Genomic DNA, 25,115 nt, shown 5'->3' on the forward strand with positions numbered 1-25,115 from the left:
TAATTTCCCGTATGATTTTCTCGCTTCGACGCATCACGAGTTCCCGAAATTTCATCCCGGAGATTGACGGATTACGGTTTCTTGCCATTTCAAGTGTTGTCTTTTATCATTTGTGGCATTTTTTCCTCGAAAAGGATTTTCATTCGTATCAAGGCAAAAAAAATTATCCAATACTTGACACATTGCTTTCCCACGGCGACTTTGGCGTCCCTTTTTTCTTTGTTATCAGCGCATGCGTCCTCGGAATTCTGTTTGCTGGAAACACATCTGGATTTTCAATAAAAAAGTATTTTTTCAGACGCATTACCAGAATCGAACCCCCGTATTTCATTTCAATTACACTGCTTTTTTTCGGGATTATCCATGTCGCGAAAATCGCAACTTTTGAAGAGCAATTGCCCAAATACCTGAGTTCGCTCGCCTACATCAGCAATTTCGTTTATCCACGGGCACATGTGAATGGTGTGGCGTGGAGCCTTGAGATTGAAGTACAGTTTTACCTCATCGCTCCAATCCTGGCTTTGGTTTTCCGAATCAAAAATGTACTGTCAAGACGATTTTTGCTAGCCGTTTCAGCCCTCGTTTTCCTGCTTCTGAGGTATTTCATCTCACCCGGCTTTGTTTCGATATTTGACTATTTCCACTTTTTCCTCATCGGTTTCCTCATAGCCGATTGGTATGTTTGCGGGATAAAATTTCTTCCGTCCACAAAAGCTGACAGCATATTGGCTCTGTTGTTTTTCGGCATCATATGGATCTTTAAAAAACAGGATTTCCAGATTTTTGGCGTTCAATTTTTATGGGAAGCGGTTCAACTGATTTGCCTGACGCTGTTCTTTTATTATGTGCTGATCCAAAAATCCCTGTCAATCCTTACAAAAAGCTGGATCACGAATATCGGCGGCATGTGCTACAGCATTTATCTGTTGCATTTTTACCTCATCAGCGCGTTTGGAAATCTTGTGCTGCAAGTTGAGTTTTCAGGCGTAAAACTTTTGAATCTTGGAATGTATTCGCTACTGATTATGATTCCGATGAGTGCCATCTGCTTATTGTTTTATGTGCTGATAGAACGCCCTTGCATGGATCCGCAATGGCCGAAAAAAATCCTGAAATTATTCCGGAAGAAGAAATGCGAAGAAGGAACCGAAGGCGCTACCTGATTGAATAGCCGCCATCTACCACAAGGTTCTGTCCTGTGATCCATCGCGCGCCATCTGATAGTAAAAACGCAACCGAAGCTGCCACGTCTTCACATTTGCCCAAGCCAAGCGGATGGTTTTCCTCTATTTTCTGTAGTGCTTCTGCAGATAGCGTTGACTCCATATGTGCCGTCATTCCAGAATCTGCAATATGCCCAGGAGAAATGGCATTCACGCGAACCTGCTTTGAAGCGAGTTCCAACGCCATCGATCTTACCATAGCGATCAAAGCACCTTTCGTAGCCGAATACGCCGTCAAGCCTTTGTTCCCAACGATGCCCATTATCGATGAAATGAAAACCAGGCTTTGTTGTTCGGTGCGGTATTTTTTCTTGGTCAGCAAGCCCGAGAACTGGATTGCCGAATAGACATTGAGTTCAAAAATCTGCCGCAATTGCTCCGGATTGACGAATTGGAGCAATACCGTCTGTTCGATTCCAGCCGAATGCACGAACCCGAAAACAGGCCCGAGTCTTTCCACGATTTGTGAAAGCGCCGGTTCGTGTGCCGCAAAATCGGTAAAATCCATAGGCACACAAAATGCTTCAGATGCACAGGCCGCTTTTGTTTCTTCAAGCCGTTTTTCATCGCGCCCAATCAGGGCACATTTTGCTCCGAGCCGGCTTAAATGAATGGCAATCGCACGTCCGATTCCCGAAGATGCACCTGTAACGACTATGGTTTTTCCTTCGAGGTTCATACTTCCTGAAGCGGTGTAAATTTTATTTTCTGGTTTTTGAGGATGCAGTTGGCCCAATTAAGCCCGACTCCGTATCCGCTGCAAACGAGTGTTTTGCCTTTCGAGACCTGCTCCTGTTTTTCGGACATCAGCAACGGAATCGAAACACCGCTCGTATTGCCCGAAGTCTCAATATTGAGCAATGCTTTTTCTGAAGGAATTCCCAATTGTGCAGCAATCTGCTGGATTATGAAACGATTCGACTGATGCATGAGGAAATAATCGACATCATCCTTTGAAGTATCGCTGTCAGTAAGGATTTTAGTGATTGACGGCGCAATTTCGCGTAAGGTAAAATCAAATACGCGCGCACCGTCCATATATAAATTCAGGCCGGTCCGTTTGTTTCCGGCCGCGTCTTCTTTTTCGATAAGACTTTCGGCTGTTGCGGGTTTTCTATAACCGCCTTCAGGGATCATGATGGCATCGAAATGAGCGCCATCGGTAAAATATTCGAATGCTGATTCAACAGATCCATCACCTGTATTTTCAATGATCATGGCAGCCGCACCATCGCCAAAAAGCAACGTCGTTCCACGGTCTTTATACGACAGCATACGAGACATGGTTTCGGCAATGATCAACAGGACGCGACCGTTTTTAACAGGTGAGGCCAATGAAAAAGCTGTTCCCAAACCTTGCACGAAACCGGCGCAACCGGCATTCAGGTCAAGGCATAACAATTCGCGTCCGAGCCCGAGCTTGTCCTGTAAGATATTGGAACTGAACGGCAGCTTGTAATCTGGTGTCTGGCTCAGGAAAACCAAGGCTGAAATATTTTCCTTCAGTTCCGGGTGTTCCGAAAACAAAATGGAAGCGGCTTCAAAACCCAAATCGGTTGCCGTGACGCCATCTTCGGCCCAACGACGTGAAGTGATGCCGACGGTGCGTTCAAACATACGCAGTTCTTTTCCGGCAATAAGGTCTTCAAAAGCATCGTTCCCCACAATCCTTTTGGGAATGCAGGCAGACAATGCCTTGATTTCTATACCGCGGAACTGCTGCAACATTTATTCGAATTTATCGGTTCCGATGCGGGCGATCAACGAATGCACCGTATCGATTCCCTTCAAATCATCTGCTGTAAGCGTAACACCGAAACCTGATGATACATATCCAATGACAATCATCGCCGCCATGGAATCCCAGGAATCGAGTTGTTTGAGGTTGGTAGCTTCGATTAGCGGCTGGTCGAGTTCGAGTTCTTCTGCAAGTTCCTCAAGAAAAGCTGTACGTGTCATGGTCAGAGTTTTTGATCTATGGAAATAAGTCCGCCGCACCAGGAAAGGCCTACGCCAAACCCAACGAGCAGTATGTTTTCGAGTTTATTCTGGTTGTTCTGGCTGTAATCTTTGAGCGCTATGGGAATGGTAGATGAAACCGTATTTCCGCCATCGGCCAGATTGATGTAGAAATGGTCGGAATCTACCTTGAGCCGCTTCCGGATAAAATTGAGCATGAACGCATTTGCCTGGTGCAGGATGAACTGATCGGCCTGCCCAGATTCGATTCCATTGGCCGCAAGCACTTCCTGGATAAAACCGGGAATCTTGTGGTTCGTAAAATCGAGGATTGCCGGTCCGTTCATGTATAAATCGTTGTGGGTGTATGTATTTTCTGTTCCGTAGACAATCATTTCCGGATGAAAATCCACCGGGTTGCGAGCGCCTCCGTTGCGGATGATGAGCTTGTCGTATCCGGATCCGTCCGTCCCGAATAAAAATTTCCCAATACTTTCCTGTTCCGATCGCTGGATCAACGTAGCCGAAGCCGCATCGCCAAAAATAGATCGGTTCGATCGGTCAAGCGGATGTAAAAATTTGGAATAGGTTTCGGCTGTTACTAAAAGTACATTCGCAGCCTGCCCGGTTTCAATCAACCCTTTGGCAAAACTGACACCGTAGGTATAACCCGAGCAGCCCAGATTGAAATCAAAAGCACCTATATTCTTGCGCAAACCTAATTTATCCTGAAGGATACAGGCAGTAGTGGGAAGAATATACTCGGGGCTTTGGGTGCAATACAATACATAATCGATACTGTCGCGTTCCACACGCGCAAACAGTTTTTCGCAGGCGGCAATCGCCAAATCGAGAGCGGTCTCATTTGGACCTGCCAGATAACGCACCCGAATACCTACTTTTTCTTCAAACCGCTGGAAATCGTAATCAGGGAATTCGAGTCCGAGGTCGTCATTCGTGTAGGCACGCTCCGGAAAATGATATTCTATGGCAGAAATTGTAGCTCCCATTCGTATGGTTTAATCGAGCGTGAAAGTAGTGAATTTGCGGCAGGTATTCAACCCGGGTGTTTAAATTATGGTTAGGAAACCGCGGCGGAATCACATCAGGTATTCACCGTCGGAGTCGGCAAGCGTGACAAAAACTGCATTGCGGGCTTCAAGTTTTTCTTTCGGCATCTTGAATTCGGGACGATTGGAAACGATTGGCCTGTCACGCCCGTGGCTTTTATAACCGGCGGCTTCAAGCTCGGAATCGACAGATTGCAAGGAACTTCCACAAACCGTTATCGGCAGTAACATTTTTACGGATAACTTTTGGAATGCCGAAAGCATCGTCTTGAAACCAGCTGCTGATGAAAAGCGATAATCCACAAGGATCAAAGCCGTCGCGTGTTTTATTTTGGTTGTACGGACGACAAAATAGGTCGGTTTTTCAGAATTGGGTTTCAATACATAAACTGCATATGGAAACAATCCGGAGAAAAAACGCCAGTTAAGAAAGGTGCTGTCACGCGAAAATTCAAGTAATTCCTTGTTGTAAGCTTCCGACGGATCAGGCAGTTTTTGGGTGTCGATACGTTCAAAAATGCCGTCAGCCGTTTTTATAGATTTGGGATAATCCGATGTTTTGATATGGGCCGGACGCGCAAAACCGAAAGGCAGCAAAACCGGGTTGATCTTTACATATTTCTTGATGTGGCCAATGACATGATAGCCAAAATATTTCTGGATCTTGAGCGCTTTATCGCCCAACCCGACTGCAAATACTGGTTTCTTGTGATCACGGACGAATTCCAGGATGTGTACTCCGGCCAGATCGGCACGTTTCTCAGGATCTACAAAAAAGTCGAAGCCCCATTCGGCATCAATGATCTTTTCTTCGTAATACGCTTTTGTGGGATGGTACAACGCCTGGCCGACCAATTCACCTGAATCTGAAAAAGCCAGCACATTATGCGATATGTCTGCTTCCTGATGAAGCGGGTTCTTGTAACGGAAATCTGTAAGTCTCTTACCCGAATTTCCTCTTTCCGGAAATGCTTTTGCATTGAATGTTTCAAAAGCGGCGTCATCGGCAGGTTGTTCCAAACGTATGTTCATCGTTTGTACCCTTTAGAAATATCACGATCCTGATTTTTCTTTCTGTTTAAATACAGATACAAAGCGACGCCGCCCGGAATGGACAAAAACGTCAGCAATTTCTTTGGTGACTCCGAAAGGAAATTCGCATTTTTTGTCATGATCGCGTTCGCCACGTAATGCATGGCGCTTTTGACTTTTCGCTTCCAAAACGGATCATAAATCATTTCAATTTTGCGCGAATGGGCAAAACCTTTGGGATTGCGGAAATAGGATTTAAAGATTCCGATTGTGGATCCGTCAGGCTGATAATCAACAATACAGAACACTTCGTTGTAACACAACACCTTGTAATCGCGGTCTATGACGATGGGAAAATACAGGGGCACGAAACGCTCATCCGGAAACACTGGATACGGCTCGTATTTTTTGACGACTTCGGTTCTGTAAACCAGTTTTTTATCGGCTACCACTTTGTATCGCGGTGCCAGTTCAGAATAGGTACATTCTTTCAGGCCTTCGGGAAATTGGGTTCCGATGACGGCACCTTTTATGGTCACGTCGAGCCCAATCATTCCCGCGTATTTGTTACTTCCGTCGCGTCTCCAGAGTGTGATCATTTTTTCGATTCCGTCATCGGGCAGGTAATCGTCCGAATCAATACACACATTGAGTTCGGTTGAAATCATGGCATAAGCCGTATTATGGCCGGTATGCATGCCACCGTTTTCCTTGTATTTGTAGGTTATTGGAATCCGTCCTTCATCAATCCAACCCTGAACCAACTGTTTCGTTTCATCGACCGAACCATCGTCTATAACGAGCCATTCGAAATCGTCACTCGTCTGCCGCAACAAGCTATCATATAAAATAGTAAGGCAATGGGCGCGGTTATACGTTGGTGTAAATACAGTTATTGTTTTCATTGGTCTTTACCCGATTCTATGATGAAAAGCATGATATATGTGAAGCCGAAGAACAGCAAAGTAGCCAGTCCTACTATACGATGCTGGTTTTTGAAAAATCGCTTTTTGAGCATGGGATATACCACGATGAGACCCATAAAAAACCACGAAAGCGCTGCGAAACGATTGGAAAAATTCGCCCGGATCACAAGCACCCAAAATGCGTTTGCCATAAGGAACATCCCAAAAAGTGTATTGTAAAATTCATCGTAGAATTTCTGTTTGATGATGAAATACCAGCCAGCGAAAACGGCAATGGCACTATACAGCAGGAAATCCCAGCGAAAGCCCATGACGTAGGTGACTGTGGCTTCGTCGACTTCATCTGAAAAATAGACGGCCAGCCTGTCATCTCCGCCGAGTCCTATGGCAAGAAATATGTTTTCAAACAACCCACCAAATGCCAATGAAAGCAAAATAGAAGCGAACCAGCCGTAAAGCAGCATTTTGGTATTGCGGTAGTATTGACAAATCACAAAGGCCAATATGAGGAGTATCATAGACTTATGCCCCATCATAGCCAGTATGAACGCCAAAATCATTCTACCCTTGCGGTCGTGGTTGGCAATACCTAACATACAAAAAGACAGACCTATTCCGGTCCGGATTGCATTGACCCCGCTCGACCAGAAAACATACGAAGAAGCCGTGATCAAAAAAGCGTAAAACCAATATTCACTGAATATGCGCTTACACGCAAAGTAAATGGGAAGTATGAATAAGGCCGCACAAACGAAAAAGAACATTTCCATGGACATGATCTGGGAACAGAATTGCATGAACATATCAAAGAACACGTCTTTTCCTTCCGCAACCTGGCCTCCGTTCTCGAAATCTTCAAACATGACCGAGTAACGGCGCATGTCAATGAAATAGCCACTGACCGGCCTTGTCCCCATGAACATCAGGATAAAGAAAACCAGAAATCCGCCAAAGCCTTGTTTCGACTTGAGATTCTGCGGGCTTTCTATTGGAGTAGAACCAGATTGGGCGAATGTAATAAACACCATCAGCAACATGAAGTTGTAGTAAATCCCGTTGTAAAATTCTACTGGTATCAAATGGTGTTGAGGATTATGTCAGGCTGTAGCCGCGCCAAAATTAGGGATTAAAGTTTAAACTGCCCGACTGTTTGACCGAACCAGGTCATACCAAAGCTTCATGATGTGTTCCGGGCTGAAACGCCTGACGTTTTCGAGTGCTTTCTCACTCATTACGGCTCGTTTGTTTTCGTCCTGCATCACGGTGATAAGTGCCGATGCCAACGCTTTTGTATCCATTGGTTCTGCCAGCACTGAATCTTCGCCCGGAATCAAAATACTCGAAGGCCCGCTAGGACAATCGAATGAAACCACAGGCAATCCGTGTGAAAGTGCTTCAAGCAATACCATCGGAAATGTCTCGAATCGCGAGCTCATCACATAGACAGCAGCTTCATCTAGCTTTTCCCCAACGTGTCTTATCTCCGGTTGGAATATGAACGGATTCCGGAATTGATGCTGTGTCAGTTGCGCCTCTAACTTCTGCCTGTCTTCTCCTTCTCCATAAACATGCATTTCCCAACCTTCCACTTTAGCATCGAGCCCGGCCCAGGTGTCGATAAGCAGGTCATATCCTTTCTGGAAAGTCAGCCGACCGAGTGAAACAGCGATTTTTTTACGGACTGCATTTTTAGGTGGCTCGGTATAGTCGAAGAAATTCGGGATGATAAGCCCGTTTTTCTTTTTGAAGTAATCGAATTCCGATTGATTCAGGTAAACGATATGGGTGTATTTCGATTCGACAAAATCCAACCATTTGCGTATTGCTTTTTCCTTTATTTGATACGCCAGGGGCAATCGCTCTTTGGTCAGCTTATATCCGTACCATGAGGTGTGGTATTCAAAATACGTAGGAAATCCTTTTGCGGCGAAAGGCGTGATGCTGTGAAAGATGCGTTGGGAGACTACAAAAACAGCATCGGGTTGAAACGATTGTAATGCAACTTTAAGCTTCTGATACTGTTCCCTAAACCTGCCAATGTTCTTTGGATGATACAACGACCCTGACGGATAACCCATTTCAAGATCGTGGTGCTTTACCTTTTCACTAAGCTTATAAAAAGGCAGCTTTTTGAGTTGGTCTGAGGTGATGAGCAATACGTCGCAATCCAGCACATCGGCCCAATAATTTACCTTTTGGGTAAGTATTTTCTCGGCGCCACCGGCCAGATAAACCTGATCTGTAAGATACACGATACGCATCAGCGGCGTTTTATGAAATCGATGATGGGCTGGACATTTTCATATCCCACGACGGCCATGACTTTCATCTTTAAAATATTCTGCCACCTCTTATGAGGCTTGATCCACGATTTGGCGAAATGATGTATGGTGTGGGAATTTTTGGTCCGTTCGATGCGCCCCGTTTTATAACTCTTCGGGCAAAAATAATCGTTGGTGTAAAACGTCACATAGCCAGGGATTTCCTGGAACGAATTGTTCATCACGAAACCCTTGGCAACCATCATGTCTGTAATGATAAGCGTGTTCGATTTGACGTCGAAAGATCCGTCAGCTAAAAAAAACGACCGATCATTATAATACGCCAGCAATTCCGTGACCCATTGCCCGCCTTTTTCACTCGCCATAATTCCGGTGGGGACAACATGATCGTTTTCAAAACCGGAAAAAGCGGCCAGCGGCAGGAATGCATCAAGCGGCTTGAGCACTTCGACATCGGTATCCATGTAGACACCCCCGAATTCCCTGAGCGCCCACAATCTGCACACATCACTTACAAAAGCGAACTTGCGGCTTTCGAGTGCCTCTTTGGCGAAACGGAATTCATCTAACGGAAAATTATCTTCGTTCCATTCACGGATTTCATATTCCGGCAGGAATTTCTTCCACGAATCGAGGCATTTCACAGCCAGGGCTGGCAATGGATTTCGGCCGAACCAGCAATAATGGATAATTTTCGGGATCATGCGAACTGTTGTTTTATGAAGGTAACGATGCGTTCATTGGCTTTTCCATCGCCATACGGATTATAGGCTTTGGACATAATATCATAAACCGCCGGATTGTCGAGCAATTCAAAAGTGCCGTTGGCGATAGCGTCTGCATTGGTGCCGACTAGTTTTACGGTTCCGGCTTCTACAGCTTCCGGCCTTTCGGTGGTTTCGCGCATGACGAGTACCGGTTTTCCGAGCGATGGTGCCTCTTCCTGTACGCCTCCGGAATCGGTAATGATGATATGCGCTTTTTTCATCATCCATACGAATGACGGATAATCGAGCGGTTCGGTCAGATGGATATTGTCGTAACCGGATAAAAGACTCATCACGGGTTGCTGTACATTCGGATTGAGGTGGACTGGAAATACGATCTCGACATCAGGGCGTTTCGCGATTTCGGCAAGCGCCTTACAGATATTGAGAAAACCATCGCCGAAATTCTCACGTCTGTGACCAGTCACGAGTATTGTTTTTTTGGCGGAATCTATTTTGGATGATAATTCCGCGATACGATCATTCGTAAATCCGGCATCGAGTTTTCCGACTGTCCAGATTAAGGAATCGATGACGGTATTTCCGGTAACCACGATATTTTCCGGCTTGATATGTTCTGACAGCAGATTGTTCTTTGACGTATCTGTCGGAGAAAAATGATATTCGGCGACTCTTGCCGTGACCTGCCTGTTGATTTCTTCCGGAAACGGAGCGTATTTGTCGTACGTCCGTAAGCCCGCTTCGACATGGCCTGATTTGACCCCACGGTGGAAAGCAGCCCAGGCACAAACTGATGATGTAGTCGTATCGCCGTGAACCAGAACCAAATCTGGCTGAAAATCCACAAGCACTTCATCCATCGCAATGAAAATCCTGCCGCTGAGTTCGTTGAGCGACTGGTTCTGTTTCATGATGTTGAGATCATAATCGGGCACGATCTCAAAAAAATCAAGAACCTGGTCGAGCATTTCGCGATGTTGGGCCGTGACGCAGACTTTGACATCAAAATCGGTCAATTTTAAAGCATGGACAAGCGAACACATTTTTATGGCTTCGGGCCTGGTTCCAAAACAGACGAGGATTCTTTTCATAGCTTATCGGTTACCCGTAACAATGGCGTAAAACGTAGGAATATATTTTTTGAGGATCGAACCGAATGCAATACAGCCCAAAATAGTCAAAATGGCCGATACAAAATAAAAAACGAGAAGCAGTATCGGATTCTGGCCTGTAAAAATACCAAACCCTTTATTGAGCAGAACCAGCGGAACACCGTGGCAGGCATACAAAATAAAGGAGTAATCGTACCATTTGTGATAGGTAAACGGTTTTTTGGAATCGATGCGGTCGTAAACAGTCCAAACTGCAAGACTGCCAAAAAGAGCCGAAAGAATGGCTAGTGTACGCACCGGAAACGTATGGCTTGTCTGCGGCTGGGCATATTCGAGATAGGTGAGCAACACAAATGCGGCCACGGTCAATACAATCAGCAGATATTGGACAGCGACGCTCCAATGTAACACCATATTCTTTCGGTTTACGGCGCAGTAGGTTCCGAAAGTGAAACAAAAAATCATATGCCATCTAAACATATCGATGTCCCAAACCGTAATGATGTTTTTAGAAAACAGCGCGATGATGTAGATTATAATCAGACCGAAAACCTTGAGATATTTGACCCAAACGAAAACCAAAGGCGAAATCAAAATCATAAAAACCAATTCGCGCATATACCAGAATGGATAATTGACGGGTTCGATGATCCAGTTCTTTATCTGGTCGAACACGCTCATTTTATACAACGGGCTCGAAAAGAATTTGGACGTTCCGGGAAGCATCTGTAAGACGTATATAAACAAAAACCAGAACGTGCACCAGAAAACGTATGGAAGCAATACGGTTCGCATACGCTTGCCTATCTTTTTCTTAAACGCTGCCGTATCGAAGGTTTGTTCTGCATTCCATCCGAAGAAAAACAGATAACCTGAAATAAAGGCAAACATCGGCACCGAAATCTTGACCAGTTTGTTCGACAGAAACGATTCGACGAACCAAACCTGGTCGTGTAAACCCGGCTTTCCGGCAAAGATGTTCTGGGCGTGGCTTAGCACGACGATGCACAGGAAAAAAAACGTGAGTGCAGACAGCTTTATGCTGAGCCGCTTATCCATTCGATATGAATTGGCGGCACGTAGCTTTCATAGGCTCGGCAAGTGCGTGGTGCTTTCCAAGGTTCTTGACCATCGTATCTTTGGTGATTTTGCCTTCGAGCCCAAAGTTGGAGGTGTATTCGCCCGTTTCGACATTGAAATCGATACGGTTGAACAATTCCAGGATTCCATCGAAACGGCACGAATCGACGAATTTATCGAATCCGTTCACGAAAATCACCGGCGTTCCCATGGCAAGACAAGGCAAAGCGCAATGGATGCGGGAAGTGATGACCAGTTTGGCACGCGCATATTTATTCAGAAGATCCTCGGCCATCGCGAATTTCTCGTCATCGGAATATTTGCCCGCAGGCGGTTCCTGATTGACGAATTTGGCTTCTTTGAGTAAAGCGTCATCAATGAAATTACGGATGTGTTTTTTCTGTTTTCCGAGTTTGAAAACATCACCATTCTGCACGGCACGAAGGAAACGTTTGTAGTCATACGTCACTTTTTCAAACGTCGGGTAACTGTATAGTGGATCTACAACGTAAATGTCGTTTCCTCTTTCGGAATCATCGACTTTATAGGTATCGAGCGTCAACGTCAGGCAGCCTGAAAAATACGCGTCGATTCCTTTTGCTTTAAGCGTATCGGCAGAAAACTGGTCGCGGCAACCTATTGGCTCATGCTTCTTTAAATAGGCAATTCCCTTTTCACTGAGCATGGCCGGAGCCGCCGTATTGTTGATGTGGAACGAAACGAACAACGGATCGATGTCTTCGGTCGGAACCCAATTGTGGATGTTGTGCGTAAACCAGCCGTTCATGATGACCTTGGTAGGCCCGCCGTGGTAATCGGCCATTTTCTCGCGGTTGATATACGTATCCACTTTTGGCAAATACTGTTTGGCGGCAAGACTCTGAACGTTGTCTCCTACGTTAAAAAAACGTTTGTTCTCGTCGTAACTAAGCAATCCGAATTTCATGTTGTCGTCCATTATATTTTTCGTCTCAAATTGAGGTAGGTTCTGAATAAGCCAGGGTAACTTTGGATGAATGCGTATTTTAATTTTTTGATGCGCGATGGTTTAAGTAACGGTTGTTTTATGGCAAAGCCGATGACCTCAAGCGCTTTTTGCCGTTTGGTTTGTTCCGATGCATCTTCTGTGAAAGAAAATATCGTATCGGCAACTTTCGCCTTATCTGAAATCTCCTCCCAAAAAAACTGGTTACCTCGCGATTTGAACCCTCGGTTCAGCGTCGTGACTATTTTATCGTAAACAGAACCGTCCGCCTTGAATCCGTAACGGTTTGGATTATCGCCCGAAACCATGACCCCGAAAATCGTCCGGATGCATTTCTCGCATTCCGAACAATTGAGCGCATCGGCCTTGAATTCCGAATAACAGACGCGGATTGTGGTTTCTGTACCTATTTTCTGTACCGCTTCCACAATGGCATCGACCTTATCCTGCCGCCTGAGTTCAAAACCATCGTGGATTACTTTAAGGCCGGCCCATTTGATTTCGTTGTCGATTTCCGGCATCGAACCCCAGGCGTTGAATTCCATGTGTTCGGAACGCGTCGAAGCGATATAGACCGTGTTGTATTTTTCCACCCAACTGAGTGGAGCCGTAATACCGATAAGCGCCATTCCGTGCTGGACGTTTGCCCACCAACCCAGGTTCGGCAATAAGTAATCGACCTTGTAGGTATAGAACTTTTGAAAATTGGTCTGGATGTAATGCTTTGAATTCCGCTTTAGAATCGGTTCGTTTTGGTTGAAGCTTTTTACGTCGTTCCACTGCTTTGTGTCGGTGAGTTCGATGTCGGCGCCTTGAATCGTAATCAAATCCGGCGTTTCGTCATAATGCCTGAAATACGTCGCAAAAGCATCAACACCGCCGCTGAACAACATGGCCGATTTAGTACCGTCAATTTTATTCGGGACGATATTGGAAGCGATGAGTTTTGATTTTTTATCGGCAACAAACGGATAATGCTTTTGCCATTCGAGCTTCAACTGTTTCAGGGCGTCAGAGAAATCAGCATCGACTTCATCCACAACCACGTCAAAACCTGCAAACCACGCAATGGGCATCAGGTTGGAAAGCAATGGGACTATGGCAATGCTTTGGGGAACCTGAGACACATCTGCATCAAAAGAAACAAATAGTTTTTCAGATGTGAAATATTTGGAAACAGCGGCAGAAACGTCGTAATCATACGTTATTGTTTTACCGTCAGAAGAATAATTGATGCCTTTTACTGTGACCATTTTAGCGCTTTCTCAGGAAACCCGGCAACATGCCTGTCAAGGTTTGCCTTTCCGATGCATGGAGGCCCAAACGCCCCATCATGATTATGAAGATGCAAAGAAACACAAAAATCTTCAAACACAGGTTGAGCCACCCATTGCCCGGAATCATATTGACCAGATATCCGAGTAATAACACCACGAGGAACACTGGCAGCAAGCCTTGAAGCAGTTCTTTAAAAAATCGTAAAATATCGAGTTTGAGTACGCGGTCGAAATAAAAGTTCATGATGACCTGGCTCAAAACCCATCCGGAAGTCGATCCCAGAATCAGGCCGATAAGTCCCATGCGATAATACAGCCAGGTTCCGAAAACGGTTCCGAGACCAATCAACGAAATATATGTGATGGCTTTAAACGAAAATTTACCTCTCGCCTCAAGCATGGAATTCGCGAACGACTGTACCAGCGGCATCGTGTACGAAAACATAACGATGAGCGCGATCGCCCAGGCTTCATGATACACCGGCCCCACCCAAAGCAGTATGAATTGCTGGCCGTAAAGCAAAAAGCCGCCAAGGATCAGCAAAAGCGATAAAAGAGAGAAACGGCCAATCCGGATCATCATGGTCGTCAGTTCTTCCGATGTGGCATTCTTGACGGTCATGGAAGTCGCCCTCGGAAGGAAAACACTTGAAATGGCCGTCGAAAAAGCACCGTAGTAGGTACCGAGCAAAATTCCGTTCCCATATACCGCAACCGGAAGCGTACCTGAAATAGACCCGACTATGATCTGTCCCGCCTTCCACTGGAACTGGGCGACCATGGCGAAAATAAAAATCCAGATGGAGTAACTGAATATTTGCCGGATGAGCTGTCTTTCAAACGAATGCAATCGGAACCGTGCCTTCAGTTTGCTGAAAACGTAAAAAGCCGTAAGCCCGATAACGGAAATGTTCACGATTGTATCGAGAATTACGATAGAAACGGAATCACCATGAAGCAACAGTATGGCTACCAGCATTATGGATCGCACAACATACCGGACAATATTGAGCGCACGTGGAAACACAAAATGTTCATAAGCCGAACAAATAGCCTGGAATGCGTTTCCGGGCAACGTTATGGCCAGATTGAATATCAGGATCACGAACATGATGCGTGCCTTTTCCAATTCGACCTGCGTCAGTTTGTCAAAAACCGATTCAAGGTTGAAGTACAGGCAAATTCCCAAGATGACTGATATGGCCGATATGGCCAAATAAATAAGCATGGTGGTCGCCAGGAAATTCTCCTCTCCCGCCTTATCGTCAAGTGCCCGGTATTTCGCCGTAAACCGTATTATGGTGTTGTTGAGCCCTAGGTCGAGCACGCTGATGTAACCTACCGTAGCTCCGATAAGCGTATACAAGCCATATTCCGAGTCGCCCAGTCGCGAAATCATGAAAGGCGTCAGGACAATCCCAATCCCGTTGGTCAGGATAATGGTGACATAAGAAAGGATTGCGCCTTTTTTGAGTTGGCTCATTTGCTGTAGATTAAGACCGTAGCGCTTTGATGATGCCTTCCAGTTCGGCATCGGTCAAATCATAATAAAACGGAAGGCGTACCAGGCAATCGCTGTATCGATCTGATTGCGCGAGTTCAGCTCCATGGTGCTTTTCTGCATAAAATGGGCTTTTGTGCAGGCTCAGGTAATGGAATACCGGATGAATGTCCTGATTTTTCATTTTTTGGATCAGTTCCGATCTCACTTCGGGATTGTTGCAGACCAGATAAAACATATGCGCATTATTGGTGGCATAAGACGGAATTTCCGGAAGACGGATTCCATTTGCATTGCCCCAATCTGAAAGTCCTTGCTGATATTGGTTCCAGATAGCTTTACGACGCGCCTGAATATCATCGAGTTCTTCCAACTGCGCCCACAAAAAAGCGCTGATGATTTCACTCGGAAGGAACGAGCTTCCCATATCGACCCAACCGTATTTATCGACTTCACCACGAAAGAACGACGATCTGTTGGTGCCTTTTTCCCAGATAATCTCGGCCCGCTGTACAAATTGCGGATCGTTTATGGCCAGCATTCCACCTTCGCCCGCAATGATATTTTTGGTTTCATGGAACGAAAACGCCGCCAAATGACCGATTGATCCCAACGCGCGTTTCTTTCCGTCGCGTCCGGTGTAAAAACTGTCGATGGCCTGGGCTGCATCTTCGACCACGAATAGGTTGTATTTGGTCGCCAGATCCATGATTGCGTCCATGTCACAAGCCACGCCGGCGTAATGTACCGGAACGATGGCCTTGGTCTTATCGGTGATCAACCTTTGGATTTTGGAAACGTCGAGGTTTGGGTTTCCAACTTCGGAATCGGCGAATTTTATCACAGCCCCGCGAAGTATAAAGGCATTCGATGTACTTACAAACGTGTAAGACGGCATGATGACCTCATCTCCGGGCTCAATGTTGATAAGGATTGCGGCCATTTCCAATGCATCGGTACACGAAGTGGTCATAAGGCATTTGAGGAAACCGTATTTTTTCTCGAAAAATTCCTGACACAATTTGGTGTATTTGCCATTGCCCGAAATTTTCCCTGTGCTTACGGCATCGTAGATGTAATGGGTTTCTTTTCCGGTGAGGTGCGGTTTATTGAACGGTATCATTTGCGGTGATGTGGTATAAGATAAATGCGTCTTTGGTTGTGAGCTTGTGTACTTGTAATTTTTGGGTCTGCAGATAGCGTTTCATCGGGCCATCGACAAAATTCCTGCTGCCGGAAGTCGTATCGGCCAAAAACAGGAACTTCCCATATATTTCCGGATTTTCCATAGGCGAAAAATGTTGCTTCACCTGGACGCCAGCCTTTTCATATTGATCGATTTGAACCTGGGAATCCACCAGCCATGATGCGGCCATTATTTTATTATCTGAATTCTGTGGCATATCGAAAGGTTTCACACGGCCAAAATACGTGCGGTAATTCGAATACAAAGGTATAGTGTTATTTTGGGGTGGCTGCGTAAATTCGAGCTTCGGATTCACTTTGGCCAGAAAAAGCACAGAAGACACGCCAAAGAACAATAACAACAATATGGACGATAGCTGCAACGGCTTCTTAGAAAACCCTCGTGAAGACACTAATGAGAATAAAAAAACCAAGAACAATAAATCAATCAGGACGCGGTCTTTGGGATAATGATTGAGGCAAATGGCCAGAACGATCAAACTGAAAAGAATCAACGCGATCTTGACTTTATTGTACTGGCTCCGATTGTAAAACGCGACCAATGCCAAGGCGATAAAAACCAACAAGGCGTTGTATGACAAAAATAAGGTCTTGATATATCTTGCGGCAGTCGGAAGTTTTACCTCACTGTATATTTTCTTCAGAAGTTCCAGATCAAAATGCCGCGGCGGCGTTGAATTGTTGAAAATCTCAAGTTCGTCAGACGTCACTCCTGCTCTTTTGAGGGCTTTTGCATCGTTGGAGAAATCAGCTATGTTCGGATTGTCGTTGAGCGCGCCCCGGACCAGATTGTATTCCTGGAAATACCGCCATGAAGGACTGTCGTAAGATTTCAGGTGTATCCAAAACGAAACGGCGCACAACACAAAAAGACTTGCCGCAGCTAAAATATACCGTTTGTCTTTGCGTAGCAAGAAAGGTAGGCTGATGAAAATACCCGTCGCAATGGCATCGATCCGCAATAAAAAAGCGATGAAAACAAAGCCGACACCAACTCCGAATTGCCACCACGGAGCTTGTTTTGTCCGTGTAAACAAAATGAGCAATCCAGCCGATAACGCCAAATAAGCCACATGCGTAAACTGAAGGTTGACGATAAAAAACACAGCCGCCATCCAAAAAGCGGCCCGTGAAAGTAACGTTGCACGTCCATGGAGGATACGTGCAATGGCCGCGATGGAAAAAAATTGTACGCCTGTGAGCAAAAGGCTATACCATTCCCATTTCGGGAAAGTCTGATACAGGAATTTCAACAGATAACCCCAGACCGTATTGATAAAAACCAGGTGCTCTTCGGGCGATCCGGTGAAATACCCTTTGGCGATAAGCGCCATGCCGACATCGTCGTTGGTATTGTAGAAGATGTTGAAAAAACCGAAACAAAACGCATGGACCACCGCTGTCACCGCGAATGTAATCAGGTATTGTTTAGTGGTTTTGTTCATTTGCGGTTAAAAGTACAACCTTTAAAGCGTAACTCGGTTATCTGACCAGACGATGCGGATTGCCAACGTACAATCCGGCTGTTTCTATAGATTTTATGACGACGGTTCCGGCTCCGATCTGCGTTTTTTCAACAATGGAAATATTGTCGATCAGGGTTGCATTTATACCAATGACGCATCTTTCCCCAACGTTTACGAAACCGGCAATGGCAACACGGGGCGATAAAAAGCAATGATTCCCGATGACCGTATCGTGTGCGATGGTACAACTGACATTAAGCACCGTATTTTCTGAAATGACAGCTTTTGCATCGATAAGGCAACCCGGATAAATCACACAGCCCGGATTTACTGTCGCATCAACATCAAGAATCACAGAGGAATGGATGATTTTGCCAAACGGCACTTTGCCATCGAACTTTTCAAAAACAGCTTTTCGGGCGTCGAGGTGTTTGTAACCGATCCCAATCAGGATTTCATCGAAAAGGCCATCGGAAAAAGCTTCGGAAACGGTATCTGTATTTCCTAAAACAGGATAACCCGAAACCATTTTTTCGGTAGTCACATCGTCAAAAAAAACAACGGAATCGTAGTGTTTATCGCTTATGGCATAATGGGCGATTTGCTGACCCAAATGACCTGCGCCAATAATAGCCAGCGTTTTCATGATTCCTTTTTACCAAGGTTCACATATTCCTTGACCGAAAACAACGGACGGTTTTTGGTTTCGCGGTACATACGCCCAATGTAAATCGAGACGATGCCGAGAAAGAACAACTGAAGCCCGAAACCCATTACGATCAAAGCCACGAGAGACGGCCAGCCTGCCTGGTAATCGATAAAGAAAAGCCTCGCGATGACAAGCGCAACCAAACCGACCAGCCCGCCCAGAATCAGGAAAAAGCCCAATCTTACTGCAAATTTGAGCGGTAATTCCGAAAAATCGAAAATAGCGTCGAAAGCCAATTGCATCTTGCGTTTGAAATTGAATTTGGAAACACCGGCGAAACGTTCGCGTTGGTCGATTTCTATGGTGGTGTAGTTCATCCCGACCTTCATGAAAAGGCCTTCTACGAAACGGTTGGTCTCTTTATACGACAGTAGATTATCGGCGAATTCACGGGTGAACATGCGCATCACGGCAATGCCCTTCGGTATTTCGAGGCCCGTGTATTTGTTCAGCGTTCCCCAAAAAACTCGCGAGTACAATCTGTTGATGAACTTGTCTTTCTTTTCGCGCCGGATGCCCCAAACCAAGTCATAGCCTTGCTGGATCTTTTCAAAAAATACAGGAATTTCATGAGGCGGATCCTGTAAATCCGGGTCCATATACAAAATATAATCGCCTGAAGCATGGGTAAAAGCCGCAGTAGCCGCAAATGCTTTTCCGTGATTGTAAGACAGTACGACCATTTTGATTTTGTCGTTGGTCTTCGCCTGTTCCTTTATGATTTCGACGGTTTTGTCTTTGCTGCCATCGTCCACAAAAACATATTCGTAATCAACCGGAAGCGTATCGAGGACTTCTTTTGTCTCCTTTAGAAACTGAAGTATGACTTCCTGCTCATAATAAACCGGTACGGCAAGCGATAGTTTTTTGCGCATCACACGAATTTTTTTAGTTCCGACAGCGAGCCCAAACGCGACGGCTGGGCTGGAAAATAATTGTCACGGTCAATCAAAAAAGCATTGATCCCGAGTTTGTGTGCGGGTTCCAGATCGAGTTTGACCGAATCGCCCACATAGAGTATATCTTTAGGCTCTAGACCGATCCTGTCGATTGCTGCCTGATAAAAAGCAGCTTTTGGTTTTGCCACACCAAGTTCTTCAGACACCAGGATGTCTTTGAATTCCACATGAAAAAAAGACTTCAATTTGTCTTTGAGCGTCGAATTGAAATTGGAAATGATGCCGATTGGACAATTAAGCGTTTCAAGGATTTTAGTGTCTTCGAATTTCTCCCAAGGCAAATACGAACAGCTCGTAAAAAGTGTTTCGAGCATCAGGTCAGACGGCACGATCCCGAGCGAATACATGAACTCCGCATTGAACGTCCGGTAAAAATCGGCGCTTGTCCTGTCTGGGAAAAATATGGCTTCGGACAACGTCTTGTGGCGTAATTTGAGCGTTTCCAAAGGAACTTCATATCCGAATCCGTTCAATACCTCGTGGACCTTTTCATAAAAAACCGGCTTGTGCAACAGCGTTCCGGCTACATCGAGCAACAGATATTTCATGCTAATAGACCACGTGGCCGGATTGGTTGTTATTGAGATCGGATTCGCTTGTGGCACCCGGGTAAATGATGTCGTAAAGCAGGCGGATCGCTATGCCGTTTTGTGGGTTCGGCGTATCTGGTTTTTCGTCGTACAGATATTCCTGAATGGTATATTTCACGTCCTGGAAACCAAGGTTGTGCCGTATGGAATTGGTTCCGGAAATACGGCAATTGACTTCAAAGGGCACAATTTCACCTTGTTCGGTGACGATGCTTTGCAAGTTTAAACTTCCGTATAATCCGCCGACAGCGATCATTTTAAGCAGGATTTCCCTGACTTCTGCATCGAATTCAGTCACCACTTTTGATTTTTGGGTCGCACCGTTCGAAAGCTCGCGTTCCATGGTAAACAAGCCATGAAGCTCACCGTCTTTAGTCACATAAAAAGCCGTCGTGATTTCGCGCCCTTTGTGGAGTGGCTGTACCATGTAACCGTCCCCGAATTCTTTTGGGTGAAACGGATTGATGACAATTCCCCTCGATCCTCTTCCTTCACGCGGCTTGAGTATGATATCTTGCTGCGAACCGTCGTAATCTTTGGGCAACCACGATTTGGCGAACGGAATTCCGTGTTGTGCGTGATACTCGTATGTCAGGTATTTATCGAGGTATTTTTTTGCTGTCGTTGCTTCACTCGCGGCGACTTGTGCCTTAAAATGATTTTTGTTCTCAGATAGATAGAAAACTTCATAATCTGTAGTTGGGATAATGAGGTCGACATTTTCCTTTTCGGCGATTTCCGCAACCACCGGAATATAATCGGGATCATACGAATACGGAACGGCGTAAGTGACATCGCACAAATGATTTCCGGCCGTGAATGCAGAGATATCGGTGCCTACGATCCGGATATTCCGGCCCAGAGACCTGATGTTGCGCAACACGCCCTGCCCCACATTTCCTCCGGTTCCGGTAACTAAGACTGTTTTTTCTTCCATGCAATATATGCCCGAAGGCCTTGTTCTATGGTGGTTTCCGGCTGCCAATTTACGGCTTTCCGCGTTAAGGCATTATCAAATCGTATGGATGGTGACGAATCGGTGTTCACAAATTCAATTTTCGCATGGGTCAGTTCCGCAATTTTTTGGGCGATTTCCAGATTGGAATATTCTCTGTCAGAAACACCCAGGAAAGGAATCGATGAAACCGGACGTGAAATAAGCATTTGCCGGATCAACGCGCACACATCGTCCACAAAAATATAATTCTGCAAACGCGAACCATTTCCCCAGACTTCTATTTTACCGTTTTGAAGTGCCTGGTTGATGTAATTCGGAATCAGCGTATTTTCTTTCATCCGTTGTCCGTAAAGTGACGAAAGCCTTAGGATTACTTGTTGTTTTGCCGACCGGACACTAGTTTCCCCTTCTAATTTTGAAGCGGTATATTCAGATTGCGGATTCACGGCAGATGCTTCATCGATCACGAAATCAGTATTTCCAAAAACACCGACCGTGGAAACATACACCAAAAAAGCATCGGGAAATGCAGATACGATTTCCTGTGTCCGTTCCACATTCGCCTCAAAAAGAAATTTGGAATCTGCCTTATGTGTGCCTGATGAAACCGCTGCGTGGCACATCACGACGGCATCTACATCAGTTGGGATTTCCGACAGATTAGAAAACATTGGAATTCCAAATCCGGATGCAGGTTTTGAATGATATAATCCGACGACATCAAACTCATTTGAAAGAGCCGTCTCCAGATGACTTCCGAGAAAACCGGATATTCCCGTAATCAGGACTTTCATCTGGCTTCGTTTTCAAAAACCTGTTGCATGTGGGCATTCCAAGTGAAAACGGCCGTCTTTTTTTCAAACGTGCTTTCACCGGCCGGAACCCATGGTTTCTCCATCTGCTTGTGCAGAAAATCCTTTTCCCAAAGTTTAGGGGTGTCCAGTTCCTTGATGTAGTACCTGAATTTCGCACCATCTGCGTTGATGCCATGTTCGTCAAGAAAATACAACAGATACGGCTTTATACGGGTTTCGAATTTGGCCGGTTTAAGGACTTGGGAAATCACGTCGAATGAAATGTTGCGCCACGTCGGCCCCATGGAATAATCGCCAGGCGTTCCGTCTTCATTGATTACCGGAACCAGGATTTCTTTGCCGTCCTGGCTTACATACATCACTTTTATTTCGTGGTTGTATCCTTCAAAATGAAAATCGAGAAATACGGTGTGTCGTGTCAGCCCTAAATATTTTGTGGTGATATCTGAAATCACGGATGGAACGACCCGTGCAATCAGCAAACATTGGAAAATAAAGAACAACGCAATGAGCCATTTCCAGAATTTTTGGGTAATGGCCAACCGATTCCAGCCTGACACTAAAATATCGGTCGTTTCTGAAACAGGTTCAGAGATAACCGGAATGGAACAATTCTCAGAAGTGCATCTAACCGTCAATCGTTCACCTGCAATGTAAGCGTAGACTTTTTTGCCGATGGCCGATATTCCCGGAAGTGAGATCAGCAACCCAAGCGGAAACGTGTAACCAATCGCCTTGAACAATTCCACATAAGCCCAGAAACCGACACGTACTTTTCCGGATTCGGTTACACCGTGGATATTGATGAACAGGGTTTCTTCATCGAGGTGTTTTACAGCGGGATCATTTTGGTAATTTCCCTGTACCGTCAGACATTTGACTCTGTTGAAAACATCGAGATGCCTGATGACGACGACCACTTTGTTGCAAAGCGGGCATTCAGCATCATAGTAAAACGTGTAAACCTGTTTTTGGGATTTGACCGATTTGGAAATCCAGAGCCAGAACGACGGCGGCAGCAACAATAAATAAAGCACCACATACGTCAGGGCAAAATACGGTATCGGATAGCAAACGAAGATTCCGATGTGGAAAAATATCCCGATCAGCATCAATGGAATACGCCATTTCCTGAACCAGAACAGGAAAATAAATACGGTTTCAAATGCGAGGACAAAGTAACCGAGGAAATACATGAGCCATTCCTGGTTCAGCAAAAAAGTCATGTCGTGCCATGCAACAGGCGGAATGCTCGTAGGAAGCCATACGCCCATTCCCGATGTCCACAGGTTGTTGTCGAGCTTGAGGAAAATCGAATCGAAGTATACCAAACCGATTCCGGCAAACACAGGAAGGAGGTAATTGACTTCCAAAACGGTCCTGTCCGGTTTGAAGTGTCGGCCGATGTAGGTATACCGAACTTTTTCAATGAGGCTGTCGATAGAAAAAACACGCGATAACGGAAGGAACGGCAACAGGAAATTGACACCGAGGTAGGAATAGTAAATATGGTATTCGAACTTTAGCGCCGATCCAAAAATAATGACGCCGAAAATAAAATTGATCAATGCCGCAAGCCGTGTCTTAAAACCAAAAAACAATGCAAGGAGCGAAATCATCCAGAACAAATAGATGAAACCAAAGTCGATTTCCCCAGCGTTAACGAACGGATCGCGGTCAAAGATGATGTGGCGAAAGCGATACAATCCGGTGATTTCACCCATCAGCATCACGCTGTAAAGCATTCGAAAAACCGACAGCCCGACAGCATCGACTTTGGTGTTGAAAATTCCTGCTATCGCTGTCCGGATCTTCATATTACCATTTTACGGTTACGATGGTTCCGAGTATGATCAGCCCAAGCCCGATGACTTTGCCGATGGTAAACGTCTCGCCCAGAAAGAGGACTCCGATTATAAAAACAAGTGCAGGCGCAAGGCTCATGAACGGATACGCTTTTGTGATCTCGAAATGCGTCATGGCCGCCATCCAGCAAAACGATGCCGCGAACGCCGATGCAAATCCCGAAAAAATATACGGGTCGAATACCGCCTTGAACAGGAACGTGATTTTTTGCATCATTCCGTCGGGCAGGCTTCCAAGTTGGCTGAGCCGCCATTTGAGAATGATTTGTCCGTAAACCGTAAAGGCGATCGTCGAGAATATGTAGACGTACGGATTCATTTAGTGTTGGTACTGTTTTTCGTAGTATTGTTGGTATTGTCCGGAAGTTACATTCCTGAGCCATTCCTCATTCGACAGATACCAATCGATGGTTTTTTCAAGTCCCTGTTCGAAGGTAACCGACGGGCTCCAACCGAGTTCTTTGTTGATTTTGGTTGCATCGATGGCATACCGCAAATCATGTCCCGGACGGTCTTTTACGTAAGCGATCAGTTGTTCCGATGTGCCTGTTGGACGTCCGAGCTTATCGTCCATAATGGAACAAAGCAATTTGACGAGGTCGATGTTCTGCCATTCGTTGAAACCGCCAATGTTGTACGTCTCGTGATTCTTTCCTTCATGGAAAACCAGGTCGATGGCACGTGCGTGGTCTTCTACGAACAGCCAGTCGCGTGTATATTTTCCGTCTCCGTAAACAGGAAGTGGTTTGTTATTGATGATGTTGTTGATGAACAGCGGAATCAGTTTTTCCGGAAAATGGTTCGGACCGTAATTGTTCGAACAATTGGTCAGCACATAAGGCAATCCGTAGGTTTCCCCGTAAGCGCGCACGAAATGATCCGAGCCGGCTTTAGAAGCGGAATACGGAGAATTCGGGTCGTAGGCCGTGGTTTCGGTGAAAAGTCCTTCGGCTCCAAGGCTTCCGTAAACTTCGTCGGTGGAAATATGGTAGAATCTTTTGTTATCTGAAGCATCCTTCCAAATCCTTTTGGCTGCATTGAGCAGGTTGACGGTCCCGAAGATATTCGTCTTCAAAAATGCCAGCGGATCTGTAATGGAACGGTCCACATGTGATTCGGCGGCCAGATGCAAAACGCCGTCGAATTGATGCTTGTCGAATAAATCGTTTATAAAAACCTCATTGGTGATATCTCCTTTGACGAAGGTATAATTCGGTTCGTTCTCGATATCTGAAATATTCTCGAGGTTGCCCGCATACGTGAGTGCATCGAGATTGAAGATTTGATACTGAGGATAATTTTGTACAAATCGGCGCACTACATGTGACCCAATGAATCCTGCACCTCCGGTAATGAGAATATTTTTCATGTG

General features: G+C 45.5%; 25 protein-coding genes. 1 reads left to right on the top strand and 24 read right to left on the bottom strand.

The window, feature by feature from the left end; all coding sequences use genetic code 11:
- Nucleotides 1-11 precede the first annotated feature (11 nt).
- Nucleotides 12-1,163: an acyltransferase family protein gene (locus G6047_RS15785; RefSeq protein WP_169528588.1), complete on the top strand. Its 1,152-nt coding sequence runs from the start codon at nt 12-14 to the stop codon at nt 1,161-1,163.
- On the opposite strand, the gene G6047_RS15790 is transcribed toward G6047_RS15785, so the two are convergent.
- The 24 genes from G6047_RS15790 to rfbB all read right to left on the bottom strand — a co-directional run bounded on the left by G6047_RS15790 (nt 1,156) and on the right by rfbB (nt 25,112).
- Nucleotides 1,156-1,902, bottom strand: a complete 747-nt coding sequence (locus G6047_RS15790; protein ID WP_169528589.1) for an SDR family NAD(P)-dependent oxidoreductase — start codon at nt 1,900-1,902, stop codon at nt 1,156-1,158. The genes G6047_RS15785 and G6047_RS15790 overlap by 8 nt on opposite strands.
- Nucleotides 1,899-2,951: a ketoacyl-ACP synthase III gene (locus G6047_RS15795; protein ID WP_169528590.1), complete on the bottom strand. Its 1,053-nt coding sequence runs from the start codon at nt 2,949-2,951 to the stop codon at nt 1,899-1,901. The genes G6047_RS15790 and G6047_RS15795 overlap by 4 nt, the downstream gene beginning before the upstream one ends.
- Nucleotides 2,952-3,182: a phosphopantetheine-binding protein gene (locus G6047_RS15800; RefSeq protein ID WP_169528591.1), complete on the bottom strand. Its 231-nt coding sequence runs from the start codon at nt 3,180-3,182 to the stop codon at nt 2,952-2,954.
- A gap of 2 nt (nt 3,183-3,184) precedes the next feature.
- Nucleotides 3,185-4,192 carry a 3-oxoacyl-ACP synthase III family protein gene (locus tag G6047_RS15805; protein WP_169528592.1) on the bottom strand — a complete coding sequence of 336 codons (1,008 nt, stop codon included), beginning with the start codon at nt 4,190-4,192 and terminating at the stop codon, nt 3,185-3,187.
- Between the two features lie 90 nt (nt 4,193-4,282).
- Nucleotides 4,283-5,284, bottom strand: a complete 1,002-nt coding sequence (locus tag G6047_RS15810) for a hypothetical protein (protein ID WP_169528593.1) — start codon at nt 5,282-5,284, stop codon at nt 4,283-4,285.
- Complete coding sequence (locus tag G6047_RS15815; RefSeq protein WP_169528594.1) at nt 5,281-6,189, bottom strand: glycosyltransferase family 2 protein; 909 nt, start codon at nt 6,187-6,189, stop codon at nt 5,281-5,283. Before G6047_RS15815 ends, G6047_RS15810 begins: the two co-directional genes overlap by 4 nt.
- Complete coding sequence (locus tag G6047_RS15820) at nt 6,186-7,289, bottom strand: EpsG family protein (RefSeq protein ID WP_169528595.1); 1,104 nt, start codon at nt 7,287-7,289, stop codon at nt 6,186-6,188. The genes G6047_RS15815 and G6047_RS15820 overlap by 4 nt, the downstream gene beginning before the upstream one ends.
- Before the next feature lie 54 nt (nt 7,290-7,343).
- Nucleotides 7,344-8,471, bottom strand: coding sequence for a glycosyltransferase family 4 protein (locus G6047_RS15825; RefSeq protein ID WP_169528596.1), 1,128 nt, complete (start codon nt 8,469-8,471; stop codon nt 7,344-7,346).
- On the bottom strand, nt 8,471-9,196 hold the full coding sequence (locus tag G6047_RS15830) for a glycosyltransferase family 32 protein (protein WP_169528597.1): 726 nt from the start codon (nt 9,194-9,196) through the stop codon (nt 8,471-8,473). Before G6047_RS15830 ends, G6047_RS15825 begins: the two co-directional genes overlap by 1 nt.
- Nucleotides 9,193-10,311, bottom strand: coding sequence for a non-hydrolyzing UDP-N-acetylglucosamine 2-epimerase (gene wecB / locus G6047_RS15835; RefSeq protein ID WP_169528598.1), 1,119 nt, complete (start codon nt 10,309-10,311; stop codon nt 9,193-9,195). Before wecB ends, G6047_RS15830 begins: the two co-directional genes overlap by 4 nt.
- A 3-nt stretch (nt 10,312-10,314) precedes the next feature.
- On the bottom strand, nt 10,315-11,391 hold the full coding sequence (locus G6047_RS15840; protein ID WP_169528599.1) for an acyltransferase family protein: 1,077 nt from the start codon (nt 11,389-11,391) through the stop codon (nt 10,315-10,317).
- Entirely contained in the window at nt 11,384-12,370 is a 987-nt protein-coding gene (locus G6047_RS15845; RefSeq protein WP_169528600.1) for a polysaccharide pyruvyl transferase family protein, read from the bottom strand. The genes G6047_RS15840 and G6047_RS15845 overlap by 8 nt, the downstream gene beginning before the upstream one ends.
- Nucleotides 12,370-13,650, bottom strand: a complete 1,281-nt coding sequence (locus G6047_RS15850) for a hypothetical protein (RefSeq protein WP_169528601.1) — start codon at nt 13,648-13,650, stop codon at nt 12,370-12,372. Before G6047_RS15850 ends, G6047_RS15845 begins: the two co-directional genes overlap by 1 nt.
- Nucleotide 13,651: 1 nt before the next feature.
- A complete protein-coding gene (locus tag G6047_RS15855; protein ID WP_169528602.1) occupies nt 13,652-15,157 on the bottom strand; it encodes a lipopolysaccharide biosynthesis protein in 1,506 nt (501 codons plus the stop codon).
- Nucleotides 15,158-15,167: 10 nt separating this feature from the next.
- On the bottom strand, nt 15,168-16,298 hold the full coding sequence (rffA, locus tag G6047_RS15860; RefSeq protein ID WP_169528603.1) for a dTDP-4-amino-4,6-dideoxygalactose transaminase: 1,131 nt from the start codon (nt 16,296-16,298) through the stop codon (nt 15,168-15,170).
- Nucleotides 16,282-17,826, bottom strand: a complete 1,545-nt coding sequence (locus tag G6047_RS15865) for a glycosyltransferase family protein (protein ID WP_169528604.1) — start codon at nt 17,824-17,826, stop codon at nt 16,282-16,284. Before G6047_RS15865 ends, rffA begins: the two co-directional genes overlap by 17 nt.
- A gap of 37 nt (nt 17,827-17,863) precedes the next feature.
- Nucleotides 17,864-18,493, bottom strand: coding sequence for an acetyltransferase (locus G6047_RS15870; RefSeq protein ID WP_169528605.1), 630 nt, complete (start codon nt 18,491-18,493; stop codon nt 17,864-17,866).
- Complete coding sequence (locus tag G6047_RS15875) at nt 18,490-19,431, bottom strand: glycosyltransferase family 2 protein (protein WP_169528606.1); 942 nt, start codon at nt 19,429-19,431, stop codon at nt 18,490-18,492. Before G6047_RS15875 ends, G6047_RS15870 begins: the two co-directional genes overlap by 4 nt.
- Nucleotides 19,431-20,063: an HAD family hydrolase gene (locus G6047_RS15880; protein ID WP_169528607.1), complete on the bottom strand. Its 633-nt coding sequence runs from the start codon at nt 20,061-20,063 to the stop codon at nt 19,431-19,433. Before G6047_RS15880 ends, G6047_RS15875 begins: the two co-directional genes overlap by 1 nt.
- Before the next feature lies 1 nt (nt 20,064).
- Entirely contained in the window at nt 20,065-21,042 is a 978-nt protein-coding gene (locus G6047_RS15885; protein ID WP_169528608.1) for an ATP-grasp domain-containing protein, read from the bottom strand.
- Complete coding sequence (locus G6047_RS15890) at nt 21,021-21,857, bottom strand: NAD-dependent epimerase/dehydratase family protein (protein ID WP_169528609.1); 837 nt, start codon at nt 21,855-21,857, stop codon at nt 21,021-21,023. Before G6047_RS15890 ends, G6047_RS15885 begins: the two co-directional genes overlap by 22 nt.
- Nucleotides 21,854-23,695, bottom strand: a complete 1,842-nt coding sequence (locus G6047_RS15895; RefSeq protein WP_169528610.1) for a DCC1-like thiol-disulfide oxidoreductase family protein — start codon at nt 23,693-23,695, stop codon at nt 21,854-21,856. Before G6047_RS15895 ends, G6047_RS15890 begins: the two co-directional genes overlap by 4 nt.
- Before the next feature lies 1 nt (nt 23,696).
- Nucleotides 23,697-24,062 (bottom strand): EamA family transporter, encoded by a 366-nt coding sequence (locus tag G6047_RS15900; RefSeq protein ID WP_169528611.1) that lies wholly within the window; start codon nt 24,060-24,062, stop codon nt 23,697-23,699.
- The gene (rfbB, locus tag G6047_RS15905; RefSeq protein WP_169528612.1) at nt 24,063-25,112 is read right to left on the bottom strand and encodes a dTDP-glucose 4,6-dehydratase; all 1,050 of its coding nucleotides are present in this window, start codon (nt 25,110-25,112) and stop codon (nt 24,063-24,065) included.
- Nucleotides 25,113-25,115: the final 3 nt, after the last annotated feature.

This window comes from Flavobacterium silvaticum, from assembly GCF_012911565.1.
GTDB lineage: Bacteria > Bacteroidota > Bacteroidia > Flavobacteriales > Flavobacteriaceae > Flavobacterium > Flavobacterium silvaticum.